The sequence below is a fragment of the Sphingopyxis sp. SCN 67-31 genome, from assembly GCF_001725095.1.
Map to the genome: position 1 here is coordinate 19,259 of NZ_MEFH01000078.1, position 16,728 is coordinate 35,986.

The 16,728-nt window shown below is 69.2% G+C and carries 15 protein-coding genes; 8 read left to right on the forward strand and 7 right to left on the reverse strand.

Features of this window, described 5'->3' with window-relative positions:
- Positions 1-190: 190 nt before the first annotated feature.
- The 6 genes from ABS88_RS16470 to hflK form a co-directional block, all read right to left on the reverse strand.
- Positions 191-1,477, reverse strand: a complete 1,287-nt coding sequence (locus ABS88_RS16470; protein ID WP_286750168.1) for a cytochrome P450 — start codon at positions 1,475-1,477, stop codon at positions 191-193.
- 64 nt (positions 1,478-1,541) lie between these two features.
- Positions 1,542-3,137: a helicase HerA-like domain-containing protein gene (locus tag ABS88_RS16475; protein ID WP_475282874.1), complete on the reverse strand. Its 1,596-nt coding sequence runs from the start codon at positions 3,135-3,137 to the stop codon at positions 1,542-1,544.
- Between the two features lie 156 nt (positions 3,138-3,293).
- Positions 3,294-3,662 carry a VOC family protein gene (locus tag ABS88_RS16480; RefSeq protein WP_067186135.1) on the reverse strand — a complete coding sequence of 123 codons (369 nt, stop codon included), beginning with the start codon at positions 3,660-3,662 and terminating at the stop codon, positions 3,294-3,296.
- Positions 3,663-3,782: 120 nt separating this feature from the next.
- On the reverse strand, positions 3,783-5,282 hold the full coding sequence (locus ABS88_RS16485; RefSeq protein ID WP_286750169.1) for a trypsin-like peptidase domain-containing protein: 1,500 nt from the start codon (positions 5,280-5,282) through the stop codon (positions 3,783-3,785).
- Positions 5,283-5,421: 139 nt separating this feature from the next.
- Positions 5,422-6,273 carry a protease modulator HflC gene (gene hflC / locus ABS88_RS16490; RefSeq protein ID WP_067110943.1) on the reverse strand — a complete coding sequence of 284 codons (852 nt, stop codon included), beginning with the start codon at positions 6,271-6,273 and terminating at the stop codon, positions 5,422-5,424.
- Positions 6,273-7,373: a protease modulator HflK gene (gene hflK, locus ABS88_RS16495; protein WP_311880123.1), complete on the reverse strand. Its 1,101-nt coding sequence runs from the start codon at positions 7,371-7,373 to the stop codon at positions 6,273-6,275. Before hflK ends, hflC begins: the two co-directional genes overlap by 1 nt.
- Before the next feature lie 171 nt (positions 7,374-7,544).
- Here hflK and ABS88_RS16500 point away from each other — a divergent pair, with 171 nt between their 5' ends.
- From ABS88_RS16500 to ABS88_RS16535, 8 genes are all read left to right on the forward strand, one after another.
- Positions 7,545-8,534, forward strand: coding sequence for an Mrp/NBP35 family ATP-binding protein (locus ABS88_RS16500; RefSeq protein WP_286750170.1), 990 nt, complete (start codon positions 7,545-7,547; stop codon positions 8,532-8,534).
- Positions 8,535-8,957, forward strand: a complete 423-nt coding sequence (locus ABS88_RS16505; protein WP_067110954.1) for a CoA-binding protein — start codon at positions 8,535-8,537, stop codon at positions 8,955-8,957.
- Between the two features lie 26 nt (positions 8,958-8,983).
- On the forward strand, positions 8,984-9,493 hold the full coding sequence (locus ABS88_RS16510) for a hypothetical protein (protein WP_286750171.1): 510 nt from the start codon (positions 8,984-8,986) through the stop codon (positions 9,491-9,493).
- Positions 9,494-9,641: 148 nt separating this feature from the next.
- Positions 9,642-11,930 (forward strand): xanthine dehydrogenase family protein molybdopterin-binding subunit, encoded by a 2,289-nt coding sequence (locus ABS88_RS16515; RefSeq protein ID WP_286750172.1) that lies wholly within the window; start codon positions 9,642-9,644, stop codon positions 11,928-11,930.
- A complete protein-coding gene (gene hemH, locus ABS88_RS16520) occupies positions 11,927-12,919 on the forward strand; it encodes a ferrochelatase (protein WP_286750173.1) in 993 nt (330 codons plus the stop codon). The genes ABS88_RS16515 and hemH overlap by 4 nt, the downstream gene beginning before the upstream one ends.
- 97 nt (positions 12,920-13,016) lie before the next feature.
- Positions 13,017-14,507 carry a DUF1963 domain-containing protein gene (locus ABS88_RS16525; RefSeq protein WP_067186146.1) on the forward strand — a complete coding sequence of 497 codons (1,491 nt, stop codon included), beginning with the start codon at positions 13,017-13,019 and terminating at the stop codon, positions 14,505-14,507.
- 74 nt (positions 14,508-14,581) lie between these two features.
- On the forward strand, positions 14,582-15,304 hold the full coding sequence (gene phbB, locus ABS88_RS16530) for an acetoacetyl-CoA reductase (RefSeq protein ID WP_067110968.1): 723 nt from the start codon (positions 14,582-14,584) through the stop codon (positions 15,302-15,304).
- A 216-nt stretch (positions 15,305-15,520) separates the two neighbouring features.
- Complete coding sequence (locus ABS88_RS16535; RefSeq protein ID WP_067110971.1) at positions 15,521-15,760, forward strand: ribbon-helix-helix domain-containing protein; 240 nt, start codon at positions 15,521-15,523, stop codon at positions 15,758-15,760.
- A 9-nt stretch (positions 15,761-15,769) separates the two neighbouring features.
- Here ABS88_RS16535 and ABS88_RS16540 read toward each other — a convergent pair whose 3' ends face one another.
- The gene (locus ABS88_RS16540; protein WP_067186148.1) at positions 15,770-16,642 is read right to left on the reverse strand and encodes an ATP-grasp domain-containing protein; all 873 of its coding nucleotides are present in this window, start codon (positions 16,640-16,642) and stop codon (positions 15,770-15,772) included.
- Positions 16,643-16,728: the final 86 nt, after the last annotated feature.

A 16,728-nucleotide genomic window follows, 5' to 3' on the forward strand; every position in this document is an offset into this window, starting at 1 on the left:
GCAATTATCCCCTTCCGACAGGTGAGCGTTCCCCGGCGAAAGCCGGGGTCCAGATGGCACAGCGCTGCCTCGCATGGACCCCGGCTTTCGCGGCTTTCGCCGGGGATCGCCAGCGTCCCTGTCTCAAGGGTGTAAACGCCAAACAAGCCATGGAGCTTGATCTGGCAGCCGAACCGGCCACCCTTACCGTTCACGCCGCCTCGAACCGGATCGGCAGCCGCTTGAGCCCGCCGACGAACACCGACTCGACCCGCGCGGGTTCACCCGCGAGTTCGATTTTCTTCAGCCGCGGCAGCAGTTCCTCCATCAGGATGCGCATCTCCATCCGCGCGAGATATTGGCCCAGGCAGACATGCGCGCCGAAGCCGAAGGCGATCTGCTGGTTCTTGCGGCGGTCGGGATCGAAAGTGAACGGGTCGTCGAACACCGCCTCGTCGCGGTTGGCGGAGACATAGTTGAGCATCAGCCAGTCGCCTTCGCGGATCGTCTGCCCGCCGACCTCGACATCCGCTTTCGCGCTGCGCATGAAATGCTGCACGGGCGTCGTCCAGCGGATCGCCTCCTCGATCAGCCCGGCTTTCTCCGTTTCCGCGTCGCGGAAGCGTTCGAACAGCGCCGGATTCTTCGCCAGTTCCATCATCGCCCCGGCTGTCGAGGCGCTGGTGGTGTCGTGTCCCGCGGTCGCGACGATCATATAATAGCCTGCCAGTTCGCGGTCGGGGATCGGCCCGCCGTCGATCGTCGCATTGGCGATCACCGTCGCGATGTCCTCGCGCGGGCTGGCGCGGCGGTCGGCGGTCAGTTCGCGGAAATAGGTCTCGAAATCGGCGATGACATAATGGAGCATCGCGATCGCCTGTTCGGCGCTGGTGATCGCCTCGCGGCTGCGATTGAGGTCGGGGTCGGTCGATCCGAACAATTGCTGCGTCAGCATCAGCATCCGCGGCTCGTCCTCGGGCGGCACGCCCAATATGTCCATGATGACGCGCAGCGGATAATGCGCCGCGACGTCGCGTGCGAAATCGCATTCCCCGTCGAAGGACAGCATATGATCGACCGCCTCGCGCGCCAGCTTGCGGACGCGGTCCTCGACGATGCGCAGATTCTTGGGCGCGAACCAGGCCTGCGTCAGCAGGCGGTATTTCATATGGTCGGGGGCGTCCATCTGAACCAGCGAGCGGATGAGATGGCCGTCATTGCCGGGCGTCGCCGCGCGCGCCAGCGCCTCGCCCTCGCGGTTGGTCAGCACCGTCTGGCGGACGCCGTTTGCGAAACGCTGCGGATCGCGGCTGATCGCCATGATGTCGGCGTGGCGCGTCACCAGCCAGAATGGATCGTGATCGGGGTTTTCCGCGACCGCGAGCGGCGCATGGGCCCGCGCCCATGCCAGTTGCTGATGCAGCCCGTCCCATTCGCCATAAGCGACGGGATCGACAATGGCGGCGGCTACCTCTCCAGGCAATATGGGTTTTGTCATGAAACCCAAGCTGCCTCATGTCGCGGGCGGTGTCGAGAGGGATGGAAGCGACGGGTCTGCTTCTCTACTTGAACAGCCCGCCCAAAATCCCGCGCATCAGTTGCCCGCCGAACTTGCCCGCGACCTGGCGGCCAAGGCTGGTTGCTGCGGAGCGGGCGGCCGATTGCACCATCTTTTCCGTGAAGCTGGGTTTCGCCGCCTCGCGCGCCGCCGCCTTCTCTAGCCGCAGCCGTTCGCGCTCCTCGGCCGCCTTGCGCTTCGCCTCCTCCTTGGCGGCGAGCGCCGCCTGCTTGTCGGCCTCGGCCTGCGCCTTCGCCTCGATCGCGGCGGCCTGCGCCTGTTCGGCCTTGGCGGCGAGCAGTTCCTCGGCGCTCTCGCGATTCACCGCTTCGTCATACTTGCCCGCGACCGGAGAGATCGACTGAATGATCGCGCGCTCCTTGACCTCGAGCGGGCCGGCGCGCGAGCAGGGCGGCTTGATCAGCGTGCGCTCGACCGGCGACGGCGCGCCGTCGGCCATCAGCAGCGACACCAGCGCCTCGCCGACTTTCAGCTCGGTGATCTCGCGCGCAACGTCGACCTTGGGGTTGGGGCGGAAAGTGTCGGCGGCCGCCTTCACCGCTTTCTGATCGCGTGGGGTGAAAGCGCGCAGTGCGTGCTGGACGCGGTTGCCGAGTTGGCCCGCGACCGCTTCGGGCACGTCGATCGGGTTCTGGGTGACGAAATAGACGCCGACGCCCTTCGAGCGGATCAGGCGCACAACCTGCTCGATCTTGTCGACGAGCGCCTTGGGCGCGTCGTCGAACAGCAGGTGGGCTTCGTCGAAGAAGAAGACGAGCTTCGGCTTGTCGGGGTCGCCGACCTCGGGCAGCGTCTCGAACATCTCCGACAGCAGCCAGAGCAGAAAGGTCGCATAGAGCTTCGGGCTCGCCATCAGCTTGTCGGCGGCGAGGATGCTGACATAGCCGCGCCCCTGATCGTCGGTGCGGATCATGTCCTGAATGTCGAGCGCGGGCTCGCCGAAGAAATGACTGCCGCCCTGGCTTTCGAGCGTCAGCAGCTGGCGCTGGATCGTCCCGACCGTCGCCTTCGACACATTGCCGTATTTCGTCGTCAGCTCGTCGGCATTCTGCGCGCACCAGGCGAGCATCGCCTGCAGGTCGCCCATGTCGAGCAGCAGCAGATTCTGTTCGTCGGCGACGCGGAAGGCGATCGTCAGCACCCCCTCCTGCACCTCGTTGAGCCCCATCAGCCGTGCAAGCAGCAGCGGCCCCATTTCGGACACGGTGGTGCGCACCGGATGCCCCTGCTCGCCGAACAGGTCCCAGAAGATCACCGGATTGTCGCGATAGGCCCAGCCGCTGTCGCCGATCTCCGCCGCGCGCTTGGCGAAGGGTTCGTGCGTCTTTGCGGTCGGGCTGCCCGCCATCGCCATGCCCGACAGATCGCCCTTCACGTCGGCGACGAAGACGGGTACGCCGACGGCGGAGAAGCTTTCGGCGAGGCCTTGCAGCGTCACCGTCTTGCCGGTGCCGGTCGCGCCGGCGATCAGCCCGTGACGGTTGGCGCGCTTGAGCACGAGCGACTGGCGCGGCCCGTCGGGCGCTCCGCCGCCGCCGAGGCCGATATAGATTTCGGTCGCTTCGCTGCCGTCGCTCACTGTCTCTTCCTTCCCGTTGGACACCCTGCCGGGTCTAGAGCGGAGGCGGAAATCAGGCAATCGGCAAACCTGTTGGTGGTTCGGGCGACGATGACGAAGAAGGGCAGGGGCGACGAGGACAAGGAAATGTCCGGAATCCCCCCCGCCTGAGGTTCCTCACCCCATGATGAAAGCGTTGAGCTTGTTACCGTCGGGGTCGCGGAAATAGCCGGCGTAGAAGCCTTCGCCGCGCGGTCCCGGCGGGCCTTCGCAGGTGCCGCCGTTGGCAAGCGCGATGGCGTGGAGACGCTGGACCTGCTCCGCGTCGCGTGCCTCCAGCGCGACCATCACGCCGTTGCCGACGGTCGCGGGGTTGCCGTCGAAAGGCCGGGTCAGGCCGATCCCGGCGGCGCCGCCTTCCTTGCCCCACGCGATGAAATTATCGAACTCCATCATCCGCGACACACCGAGTTCGGCCGCGATCGCATCATAAAAGGTCGCGGCCCTCGCCAAGTCGTTCGTGCCCAGCGTCACATATCCGATCATTCTGTCATCTCCCGATTCGCGATTATGAGAACATGATAGGAACATCGCGCGGCGAGCGCAAAGAAAAAGGGCGCCGGACCCGAGGATCGCGGCGCCCCTTTCGATGGCCGGACGAGCCGGTCAATTGCCCTTGAGGCGGATCGCGATGAAGGCGGAGGGACCGCCGCGACGCAGGACTTCGAGCAGCACCGCGTCGCGGCCTGCCTTCTTCGCATCGCTCAGCACCTTTGCCAGCGCCTCGCTCGACGTCACCGGCGTGCGGTTGGCGCTGACGATCACGTCGCCGCGGCGCAGCCCCTTGCGGCCGGCATCGCTGCTGCCCGCGGCGGCGACAATCACCAGCCCCTTGGTGCCGGCATCGACGCCGACCGCGCGCGCGATGTCGGAGGTCAGCGTCTGCACCGCGAGGCCGAGCGTATCCTGCACCGTCTGGTCGGCGGTCCCCTTGGGATCGTCGGGCAGCGCCTGATCGTCCTCGGGATCGAAATTGGCGCCGGCAAGCTCCGATTCGGGCGGGCGGGTGCCGACGACGGCGGTCAGGGTCATCGTCTTGCCCTCGCGCACCACCTCGATCGGGATACGCGTCCCCGGCTTGGTGTTGGCGACGATGTAGGACAGCGTCTGCTGCGGGGTCACATCCTTGCCGTTGACCTTGGTCACGACGTCGCCGCGCTTGAGCCCGGCCTTCGCCGCCGCACCGTCTTCCTCGACGCGCTGGACGAACTCGCCGCGATCCTTGGGCAGGCCGAGCGCCGAAGCGAGGTCCTCGTCGACCGGCGCGATGCCGATGCCGAGGTAGCCGCGCTCGATCTTCTCGCCCGAGCGCAGCGCGTTGATCACCGGGATCGCCGCTTCGGCCGGAATCGCGAAATTGACGCCGATGTTCGCGCCGACCGGCGAGATCAGCATGTTGTTGATGCCGACGACATTGCCGTTGAGGTCGAACAGCGGGCCGCCCGAATTGCCGCGGTTGATCGCGGTGTCGGTCTGGATATAGCGGTCATAGGCGCCGCCCTGACCCAGGTTGCGCTGGACCGCCGAGATGATGCCGGCGGTGACCGTCGAGCCGAGGCCGAGCGGATTGCCGATCGCGATCACCCAGTCGCCGACGCGCGCCGCACTGCCGTCGGCGAACTTGACGAAGGGCAGGCCCGTCGCGTCGATCTTGAGCAAGGCGAGGTCGGACGCGACGTCGCGGCCGACGATCCGCGCCTTATATTCCTTCTGGTTGGTCAGCGTCACCGTGACCTGGTTGACTTCCTCGCCGCGCGGGCCGCCGGAAATGACGTGGTTGTTGGTGACGATATAGCCGTCGGTCGAGATCAGGAAGCCCGAGCCGCCGCCCTGCTGTTCCTGCGTGATCGGCTCGCGCGTGCCCGCGAAGGGATTGAGCCGGACGCCGAGTGTAACCTCCTGCTTGGTCGAGATGTTGACCACTGCGGGCTGTAGCTGCTCGACGAGGTCGGCGAAGCTTTCGGGCGCGCCGGCGCGCGGAACGGCCTTGGCGATTTCGCTGCGCTCGTTCTGCGCAACCTGCGCCCCGACGGGCGACTGGGTGACCAGCGCCAGCGCCGTGCCGCCCACCAGCAAGGCCGAAGTGATGCCATAAACATATCGCACGATCGCAAATCCTCTTCTCTCACGAAAAACCCGTGGCCCCGGCGGCGGTTGTCTGCGACCGCGTGGCTGAACGGCAATTGAACATGAACGGCGGTTGCACATCCCGTTCATCGACCGTCCCGCCGCCGGGCAGCGGGTGTCAGCCCCCTCGGAACCGCTTCAGATATTCATTGTCGGGCGACAGGATCAAGGACGATCCACCCTGGTTGTTCTCGCCCAGGAAGGTCTGCCGATAGCTTTGCATCGCCCGATAGAAATCATAGAATTCGGGGTCCTTGCCGAAGCTGGCGGCATAGATGCGCGCCGCCTCGCCGTCGGCGTTGCCGCGGATGATCTGCGCTTCCTTCTCGCCCTCGGCGCGGATCGCGATCGCTTCCTGCTGCCGGGCCGACCGCATGCGGTTGTAGGCCGCGACCAGCGTCGCCCCTTCAGGCAGGTCGGCGCGCTTGATGCGGACGTCGATGATCTCGGCGCCGTACTTCTGCGCCTCGCGGTTGAGCGCGATCTGGATATTGTCCATCACTGCGCCACGCTCGGGCGACAGCAGCGTCGCGAAGGTCCGCTTGCCCAGTTCGTTGCGCAGCGACGAGCCGAGGATCGTCGCGAGCTGCTGCTGCAACCGTTCCTCGGAGCGGATCGCGGTGTACATGCGCACCGGGTTGGTGATGCGGAAGCGCGCGAAGGCATCGACCTGCAGCCGCTGCTGGTCGGTCGAGAGCACCTGCTGGCGCTCCATGTTCACGCCCAGCACGCGCTTGTCGATATACTGGATGCCGTCGATGAAGGGCACGCGCACGACGAGCCCGGCACCCGACCGGCCGAACTGCTCGCCGGACTTGTAGCGGTTCACGGTGCGCTCGATCTCGCCGAAGCGCAGGATCAGCGCCTGCTTGTCCTCGGGCACGATCGCGAGCGTCTGCGACAGCAGGACGAGGAAGGCGAGCAGCCCGACGAGCAGGCGGAGCGGGTTGCGCATCAGCGATTCGAACATCACTGGCCTCCCTTCGCGGGCGCCGCGGCCGCGTCGGCCTCGCTGCTGTTCAGGCGGCGCTGCACTTCGTTAAGCGGCAGATAGGGCGTCACCCCGCGCGCCTCGACGATCGTCTTGTCGACGTTCGACAAAATGCTCTCCATAGTTTCGTAATAGAGCCGCTTGCGGGTCACGCCCGGCGCGAGCCTGTACTGTTCGTAGATCTGGTCGAACGCCGCGGTGTCGCCGCGCGCACGTTCGAGCACCTGCTGCTGATAGGCGCGCGAGCGGTTGATCGCCGATTCGCGCTCCTGCCGTGCCGCGGTGACCTCCTTGAACGCCTCGTCGACCTGGCTCGGCGGATCGGCCTGCCGGATCGCGATGCCCTGAATCGTCACCCCGGCGCGATACTGGTCGAGCAGATCCTGCATCCGCCGCTGCACCTGCGCCTCGATCTCGACGCGGCCCGGGCCGATTGCCTGGACGAGGTCGAAATTGGCGACCGTCGCGCGCATCGAGCTTTCGGCCACCTCGCGGATCGTCCCGTCGGGGTCGGCGAGCTGGAAGAAATAGAGTTCGGGATCGCGCACCGACCAGCGGACCTCATAGGCGAGGTCGACAAGGCTCTGGTCGCGGGTCAGCACGAAATTCTCGTCGGTCGCGTTGGGCGAACCGATCGGCATGGTGCGGATCGCGCGCACGTCCTCCAGCCGAATCCGCTCGAGCGGCGGCGGCAGCGTCCATTTGACGCCCGGGCCGACCGTCCGCGAATAGCTGCCGAGCCGCGTGACGACGCCTTCCTTTTCGGGCGGCACGATATGCACCATCGACAGCAGCACCATGACCAGCACGACCGCGACGATCGCCCATTTCCAGCGCCGCGCCGCCATCGCGACGTCGAAGCCGCCGCCATCGCCGCCGCCGCCCGAGCCGCCACCGCCACCGAAGCCGCGTCCCTTGCGCAGCAGCTCGTCGAGCGCCGAGGGACCGCGCGGCTTGCGTCCGCGCAGCGGGTCGGTCGGGTCGGGCGTCACCCACGGATTGCGCGGGCCGGGCCGCTTGCCGTCGCCGCCGTCATCCTTGCCCCCCTTGGGGCCATTGCCCCAGGGACTGTTTGCCATCTGACTGATCTGATGGAAAAATTGCCGCACTCCCCCGGGGGCGCGGCCTTCCATGTTGCCATCGCTGCCATTGCTCATGCCTGCATTTATAGGGGCGGCGGGCGCGATTAACAGGGGGTGTCTGGATAAAATGGCTGGCAATCCGGCCCATCATGCCTATCTGCGCTGGACATGACCGACCCAGCCCCCGACATCGCCCGCCTGACCGCCACCGCCGCGGAGGCGTCGGCGGGGCGCACATCGGGCTTGCGGCTGCTCGACGACACGGGTCTGCTCGCGGTCGTCCTCGACGTCACCGGCCTTGCCACCGACGAGCGCCAGCCGCTCGAGGACAGAGTGCGCGCCGCGCTGCTGAACGAAGCGGGAGTGCGCGAAGTCCGCGTCGCGATGACCGCCGAAAAGAAGACGCTCACCATCATCGCGGTCGGCAGCGGCAAGGGCGGCGTCGGCAAGTCGACCCTCGCGGCCAATCTGGCGGTCGCGCTGCGGCGGCTGGGGGTCAAGGTCGGGCTGGTCGATGCCGACATCCACGGCCCGTCGCTGCCCCGGCTGATGGACAGCGAGGATGCCAAGCCCGCGTCGCGCGGGTCGAAGCTGGTGCCGGTCGACAATGCCTATGGCGTGCCGATGCTGTCGACCGGGCAGATCGCCGCGCCGGGGCAGGCGATCGCGTGGCGCGGGCCGATGGCCGGGCGCGCGCTCGAACAGCTCATCGACGCAAGCTGGGGCGCAGTCGACACGCTGGTCGTCGACCTGCCCCCCGGCACCGGCGACGTCCAGCTGACCATGATCCAGAAGCACAAGCCGGCGGGCGCGGTGATCGTTTCGACCCCGCAGGACCTGGCGCTGATGGACGCGGCGCGCGCCGTGTCGCTGTTCGAGCAGGTCGAGGTGCCGATCATCGGCCTCGTCGAGAATATGGCGGGCTATGTCTGCCCGCATTGCGGCGGGGTGAGCGACCCGTTCGGCAGCGGCGGCGCCGAGGCGGCGGCGAAGGAGATGGGGCTCGACTTCCTGGGCCGGGTGCCGCTGGCGATGGGCATCCGCCTCGCCAGCGACGGCGGCGTCCCGCCTGCCGCCGGAACCGACCCGCAGGGCGAGCCGTTCCACGCGATAGCGGCGCGCGTCGCCGCATGGCTCGAAGCACGGAAAGGCCGCTAGATGGCGATCAACGACGAAGGCGAAATCCGCGAGTTGCTGAGCCGGCCGCGCCGTATCGCGGTGGTCGGCGCCTCCCCCAATCCGGCGCGCGCCTCGAACGAGGTGCTCGGCTTCCTCGTCCGCCAGGGGCATGACGTGATCGCGGTCAACCCCGGCCACGCGGGCGCGACGATCCACGGCGCACCGGTCGTCGCGACGCTCGCCAATGTCGAACCGCCGGCCGAGATCGTCGACATCTTTCGCAACAGCGCCGAAGCCGGCGCCGCGGTCGACGAGGCGATCGTCCACGGCGCGAAGGCCGTGTGGATGCAGATCGGCGTGATCGACCATGACGCCGCGCGCCGCGCCGAGGCGGCGGGGCTGACCGTGGTCATGGATCGCTGCCCGAAGGTTGAAATTCCGCGGCTGGGACTGTTGAAATAGGAAGCCTGACAGGGGGACTCGCTGACATGAAGCCGTTCTTTGCCGCCACGGCCGCCGCCGCGCTCGCAGCCTGCGCCGCCTCGCCCGCGCAGGCGGACCCGCAGGATGTCTTCTTCGCCGCGCTCGCCGACCATTGCGGCAAGGCTTATGCCGGGCGCCTCGTCAGCGACCAGCAGGCCGACGCCGCGATGCGCGACAAGGCAATGATCGTTCATTTCCGCCGCTGCACCCCCGACCGGATCGAAATCCCCTTCCATATCGAGGGGCTGGCGGAGGACGGCGGCTGGGACCGTTCGCGCACCTGGATTATCACCCGCACCGACGCCGGCCTGCGGCTGAAGCACGACCATCGCCACGCCGACGGATCGAAGGACGAGACGACGATGTACGGCGGCGATACCGCGACCTCCGGCACCGCGACGCGGCAGGAATATCCCGTCGACGCCGAATCGATCGCGCTGTTCGGACGCACCGGAAGCCACGCGTCGACGACCAACGTCTGGGCCGTCGAGACCAGCGATTCGAGCTATGTCTAAGAACTGCGGCGCGAGGGCCGCCTGTTCCGCGTCGCCTTCGACTATGACCGGCCGGTGCCCCCGCCCCCCGCGCCGTGGGGATGGCCGGAATAAAAGCCGCCCCGAAAGCCTTTGCCTCCCCGCCGCGCCCCGCTTATCAGCAGCGGCGATGGCGGGCATTCGCGACACGATCGACACGAAGGGGCGGCGCCTGCCGCCGGTCAGCCGCCGTTCGCTGCTGGTCGGCGCCACCGCGGCGGGCGGGCTGGCGCTCGCCTGGTCGGTGTGGCCGCGCGATTATCGCCCCAACCTGACCGCCGCGCCCGACGAGCATGTCTTCAACGCCTTCCTGAAGATCGGCGACGACGGGCATATCAGCGCGATCGTCCCGCAATGCGAGATGGGCCAGGGCGTCACCACGCTGCTGCCGCAGATCATGGCCGACGAACTGGGCGCCGACTGGCGCACGGTCGCAGTCGAGACCGCGCCGATCAACGCGCTCTACACCAACACGCTGGTCGTCGACGAGGATAGCGCCGCCTTCATGCCGCGCACCGGCGTCCCCGATTTCGTCGCCGACGTGCGCAGCTGGGCGCGGCGCGAATGGGCGGTGCGCCACGCGGTGATGCTGACCGCCAACAGCTCGTCGGTGCGCATGTTCGAAGCGCCGTGTCGCGACGCCGCGGCGCAGGCGCGCGCGCTGCTGATGATGGCCGCAGCGCGGCGCTGGGATGCCGACTGGCAGCAATGCGACACGCAGGACGGCTTCGTCACCCTCGGCGCCCGGAAACTGTCCTTTGGAGAGCTGGCCGCTGCCGCCGCCTTGCTCGAACCGCCTGCCGAGCCCGTTTATCGCGCGTCGAGCGCCGACCCGCTCTATGGCAAGGATCTCACCCGGCTCGACCTGCCGGCGAAGGTCGATGGGTCGGCCAATTACGCCGGCGACATCCGCCTGCCCGACATGGTCTATGCCGCGATCCGCCAGGGACCGTTCGGCGCGACGCGGCTGAAGCGCATCGACCGCAAGGCGGGGCTCGCCTCGCCCGGCGTGCTGTCGGTCGTCGAGCACGAGCGCTGGGTCGCCGCGGTCGCGCGCAACTGGTGGGCCGCGAACCGCGCGCTCGACCGCTTCGCCCCCGAGTTCGAAACCGGCGGAACCCCGATTTCCAGCGACGGCATCGACCGCGCGCTCGCCGCCGCGCTGAAGGGCGACGGCTCTCGCATCGCGCGCAAGGGCGACGTCGAGGACGCGATGGCGGGCCGCGAGCGGATCGCCGCCGACTATCTCGTCGCTCCGGCGCTCCACGCCCCGATCGAGACGCGCACCGCGACCGCCGCGCCTTCGGGCGACCGACTGCGCGTCTGGGTTGCGACGCAGGCGCCCGCGCAGTGCCGCGACGCGATCGCGCGCGCCACGGGTCTGTCCCCCGCCGCCGTGACATTGTTCCCGATGATGGCGGGCGGATCGTTCGACGCCTGCCTCGACCACAGCGTCGCGGTGCAGGCGGCGATCATCGCGCGGCAGGTGAAGCGTCCCGTCCAGCTCTGCTGGTCACGCGCCGAAGAGATCATGCGCGACATGCCGCGTGCGCCCGCGCGCGCGAAGATGACCGCGACGCTCAACGCGGCGGGCGGCATCGACGCGCTCGTCGCGCGGATCGCCGTGCCCTCCACGAATCACGAGGTCCGCGCCCGCCTGTTCGACGGCACGCCCGCCGACGTCGCGCAGCGCGACGCCGCGGGACGGGTCGACGCGGCGGCGGTCGAGGGTGCGGGCGGCGTCTATGCCATTCCGCATCGCGCAGTCGATCATTGCCCCGCCGACATCGGCCTGCCGACCGCACGCTGGCGCGGCAACGCCGACAGCTACACCGCCTTCTTCACCGAATGTTTCGTCGACGAGATGGCGGCGCGCGCCGGGGCCGACGCGTTGTCCTATCGCATGGCGATGCTGGGGCAGGCGCCGCTGCTCGCACGCTGCCTGCTCACCGCGACCAGCCTCGGCGGCTGGGAGGGCGGCCTCGCCGGCACCGCGCAGGGACTGGCCTGCCATTCGATGCGCGGCAGTCATATCGCGCTGATGGCGACCGCGCGCGCCAGCGACAAGGGCTTGCAGGTCGAACAACTCGTCGCGGTGGTCGATGCCGGGCGGTTGGTGAACCCCGCGATCGCGCGGCAGCAGGTGGAGGGCGGGCTGATCTTCGGCCTCGCCGCCGCGGTCGGCGCGACGACCGATTACGAAGGCGGCCTCGCCACAGCGCGCAAGCTGCACCAGATCGGCCTGCCGCGCCTGTCGCAGACGCCGCAGATCCTGATCGAGTTCATCGACAGCGACCGCGACCCCGGCGGGATCGGCGAGATCGGGGTGCCGGTCGTCGCCCCCGCAGTCGCCAACGCGATGTTCGCCGCGACGGGCCGCCGCATCCGTCGCCTGCCGCTGTCGGCGCATCCGCTGTGACGCCGCCGGCCGGCCATAGCGGCGCGCGCATCGGCGTGCTGCTCGTCAATCTCGGCACCCCCGACGCGCCCGAGCCGGGGGCGGTGCGCCGCTATCTGGCCGAATTCCTGTCCGACCGGCGCGTCGTCGAAATCCCGCCCATCCTGTGGCAGCCGATCCTGCGCGGCGCGGTGTTGACCACGCGGCCCGCGAAATCGGCGCGCGCCTATCGGCTGATATGGAGCGATGCGGGCTCGCCGCTCGCCGCGATCACGCGGGCACAGGCCGACGCGCTGCAGGCCGACCTCGGCCCGGCGGCGCGGGTCACTTACGCGATGCGCTATGGCGAGCCGGCGATCGGCCCGGCGATCGACGCGCTGATCGCCGCAGGGTGCGATCGCATCCTCGTCGCGCCGCTCTATCCCCAATATTGCGGCGCGACGACCGCGACCGCGGTCGATGCCGTCGGCGCGCATTTGGCGACGCTGCGCGCGCAGCCGAGCCTGCGTTTCCTGCCGCCCTACCCCGACGACCCCGCCTATATCGGCGCGCTGAAGGCATCGGTCGAAGCGGGGCTGGCGGCGCTCGACTTCGCGCCCGACGTGCTGCTCGCGAGCTTCCACGGCATGCCCGAGCGGACGCGCGCGCTCGGCGATCCCTATCACGACCAGTGCCAGACGACGGCGCGACTTCTATCCGACGCGCTCGGCCGCCCGGTCGAGGTCGCCTTCCAGTCGCGCTTCGGCCGCGCCCGCTGGCTCGAACCCGCAACCGAGGCGACGCTCGCACGGCTGGGCGGCGAAGGCCGCAGCGTCGCGGTCTTCGCCCCCGGCTTCGCCGCCGACTGCCTCGAAACGCTGGAGGAACTGGCGATTCGCGGCAAGCAGGCCTTCGAGCGCGCGGGCGGTCGCGATTTCGCCTATCTGCCCTGCCTCAACGCCAACGCGGCGGGCCTCGCGATGCTGACCGCGCTCGTCCGGCGCGAACTGGCCGGCTGGCTGCCAGGGTAAATGGCCGGTCGGGGAAAGCGCTTACCTCCTGTTTAACTCCTTCGCCTAAGCTGTCGCGGCCCCGCGGCCGGCCGGGCGTTTGATGTGGAGATGGGCCATGAGCGACCTGCAATCGGCGGCGCTGACGCTGGCCGGCGTCACGCTGGTCTTCCTGCTGATCCTGTTCCTGGTCCTGCGCGCGCGACGGCCGCAGACCGAGCCCGCGCCGCGTGCGCCGGCACCGCGCGAGCCGCGCGAGCGGCCGTTCGCGAAGCGGGGCCGGACCCGCGAGGACGAGCCGGCGATCGCGATGGCGCCGTCGCGCCTCGCGCGAATCAAATCGACGCACGCGACCGAAGCCGGCGAAGAAAGCGCGCCGCCCGATCATTTCGACGCGGCCGCGCTCGAAGCGCAGATCGCCGCGGTCGAGCAGCGCGCCGCCGACGCCTCAGCCGTCCCGCCGGAGACACCGATAGCCGACACGTCGGACGAGGCCGCGCTGGCAGCCGCCGGCGTCGTCGTGCGCCTCGTCCCGCAGGTCCCGCTGCGCGACGCGATCTCGACGAGCAGCCGCATCGGCGGCCGCCCGCGCCTGCCCGCGTCGCTCGACTGGCCGCGGATCGATAGCGTCGACGCCGTCTTCGTCGCGCAGATCGCCTGCGACGCGCTGCCCGCCGCGCTGTGGGGTGGGCTCGGACCGCGGCACGGCTCGCTCGCTTTCTTCCGCCATCCGGCCACGAGCGCGCCGCTCGTGCTGCACCTTGCCGAGGGCGGGCCGCCGCGCGATCCGCCGCACGGCGAGCCCTTTCCCGAATGGCCGGTCGACGTGATCGAGGCCGCACCGGGCGAATCGGAAAGCGAAGCAGCGGATACGCCGAAGGATTGGGTCGCCGCGCTGGGCGCGGAGGGCTATGACATCGCCGACCCGGCCTTCCACCCCTTCGATTGGCAGAGCATGTTGGCGATGGCCGACCTGCTCGAAGCGCGGCTCGGCGGGCTGGCAACCGACGCTGCCCTGCCCGCCGGCGCCAGCGACGAACTGGCCGAGGCGGCGCACACCAACCACGACGCCCGCGCGCGCGCCGAGGAGATCATCGCGATTATCCGCGACACGGCAGGCCGGCAGGATTTTTCCGCCGCCGATGCCAGCGCGGTGATGGCGGCGCTGCACGCGATCCGCTGGACGCACGTAACGCACGCGACCGATCCGGAGACGGGCGAGGCACGTGCCGACATCCTCACGCTGCCGCTGACCCGCCACAACGCGCGGGCCGATCTGTGGATCGGCGCCTATCTGCGGCAGGCGTTCGAACAGGCGCAGCGCGGCTGGTGCCGCGACCCCGGCCTTATGTCCGCCCCCGCGCGCGCCTTCTTCGAGCCGCTGTGGCGCGACCTGGCAGAGCGCGCCGCGCCGACGATGGGCGGTGGCGATCCGGGGCGGGAGCCGGGCATGCTGCGGCTGCTGACTTTGCCGGCGAACGGGCTGCTGCCGGGGCTTGCGGGCGGCGGCGCGGACCTTGTGCTGACCGTCGCCGGCGCCGAGTTTGCGGTCGGCGACGTCTCGCGCGTCCGCGCCGGCCGGCGCGTGCCCGAAACGATGCGCGATTGACGTTCCGGTCAACTTGCGACGCTCCCCGCCCCGTCCTAATCAAGGGGTAGAACATCTGTGGGAGAGCAACAGACATGACACGCGTCGCAATCGTCACCGGCGGCACCCGCGGCATCGGCGAAGCCATTTCGCTGAAGCTGCAGGGCATGGGCATCACCGTCGTCGCCAACTATGCCGGCAATGACGAAAAGGCGCGCGCCTTTACCGAGCGCACCGGGATAGCGGCCTATAAATGGGACGTCGGCGACCATCAGGCGTGCCTCGACGGCTGCGTGCGGGTCGCGGACGAGGTCGGGCCGATCGACATCGTCGTCAATAATGCCGGCATCACCCGCGACGGCACGCTCGCCCGCATGAGCTACGACGACTGGCACGACGTGATGCGCATCAACCTCGGCGGCTGCTTCAACATGGCGAAGGCGACCTTTCCCGGCATGGTCGAGCGCGGCTGGGGCCGCATCGTCAACATCGGGTCGATCAACGGCCAGGCGGGGCAATATGGCCAGGTCAACTATGCCGCCGCCAAATCGGGCATCCACGGCTTCACCAAGGCGCTGGCGCAGGAAGGCGCGAAGAAGGGCGTGACGGTCAACGCGATCGCGCCCGGCTACATCGACACCGACATGGTCGCCGCGGTGCCCGCGCCGGTGCTTGAGAAGATCGTCGCCAAGATCCCCGTCGGCCGCCTCGGCCAGGCCGACGAGATCGCGCGCGGCGTCGCCTTCCTGTGCAGCGAAGACGCCGGCTTCGTGACCGGATCGACGATGAGCATCAACGGCGGGCAGCACATGTATTGACGGCGGCAGGCGTGTAACGAAGGCGGTCGCGAAGCGAACGACGAGTTAGGCGCCGGTGCCGCAAAGCGGCAGCCGCCGGCTCGGCCAGCGGGGCGGTCGGCCCGAAGGCTGGCCGAACCCGTCTGACGTCACGGCGGCGGCTTTGCCGTCGCCGCGAGTGCCCGCCTTTCCGTCGGGCATCTCGACTTCGCCGGATGCGGACGGCAGATAGGTTGAATGGCCGACACCCCACCTTTCCACCCCCCCGTCAAGCGATCGGTGACCATCGCCGGTCATCCGACCTCGATCAGCCTCGAACCGATGTTCTGGGATGCGCTCGAGGCAGAGGCCCGGCGGCGGGCTCTGCCCGTCAACGCCCTCGTCGCGCGGATCGACGTCGAGCGGATGGAAGCGGACGACCCGCCGAACCTGACCTCGGCGATCCGTCAGTGGCTGTGGCGGGAAAGAGGCTGGTGAATTGGCCGCTCATGATTGGCCGGTGAGCAGCGCCCCCGCCACCGCAGCCCCGAATGCCGCACCGCTGTCGGGCGCGAAATTCAGGAAGAGTTGCGGTTCGATCAGTTCAAGTTCCATGATCGCGAGGCCGCCGCGGCCGTCGCCGATCATGTCGACGCGGGCATAGATGGTCGCAGCCGGCGCCGCCGCCAGCGCGCTTTCAGCCAGCGAACGCGCCGCCGCGCTCGCCGTCCATATCTCTTCGCGCCCGCCGAATTGCGGCTGGACGCGGAAATCGCCCGCCGCCGGGCGCTTGACGATCGCGTGGCTGTAGCGGCCGCCGAACAGGAAAAGCGAATATTCCCCCTCGGCAAGCACGCCGGGCATGAAGGGCTGAATCAGCCGCCGCTGCCCGCGCGCATCGGGCGGGACGGTGGCGTCCGCCGCCAGCCGGTGCGTGCCGTCTGACCCCGCCGACACCGGCGGCTTCACGACCAGCTCTTCGGCGCCGAGCGCCGCGCGCGCGGCGGCCAATGCGTCGTCGTCGAGCGCCGTGACCTCGATCGTCGGCACCACGGCGACACCCTTCGCGCCCAGTTCGGCGAGATAGGCCTTGTCGCTGTTCCAGCGCAGCACCAGCACCGGATTGACGACCCGCAGCCCCTCGGCTTCGAGCCGGTCGAGCAGCGCATACCAGCGGGCGGATGCGCGCGGATAGCCCCAGGCGAGCAGCGGCAGGATCAGGCCGAATCCCGAAAGATCGCCCGGATCGGTCCACACCCGCGGCTCGACCGCCAGCCCGGCGGCGGTCAGCGCCGCGGTCTTGCGCGCGAGCGCCGGATGCCAATGTTCGCCATAGTCGGCGGCCGGGACGAGGATCGCGACGCGCGGCTGATAGGGCATGACGACGTCCGCCGCTCCGTCATTGCGAGGAGCGAAGCGACGCGGCAATCCCGAGCGGGCCATAACCGCTCCGGATTGCTTCGCTC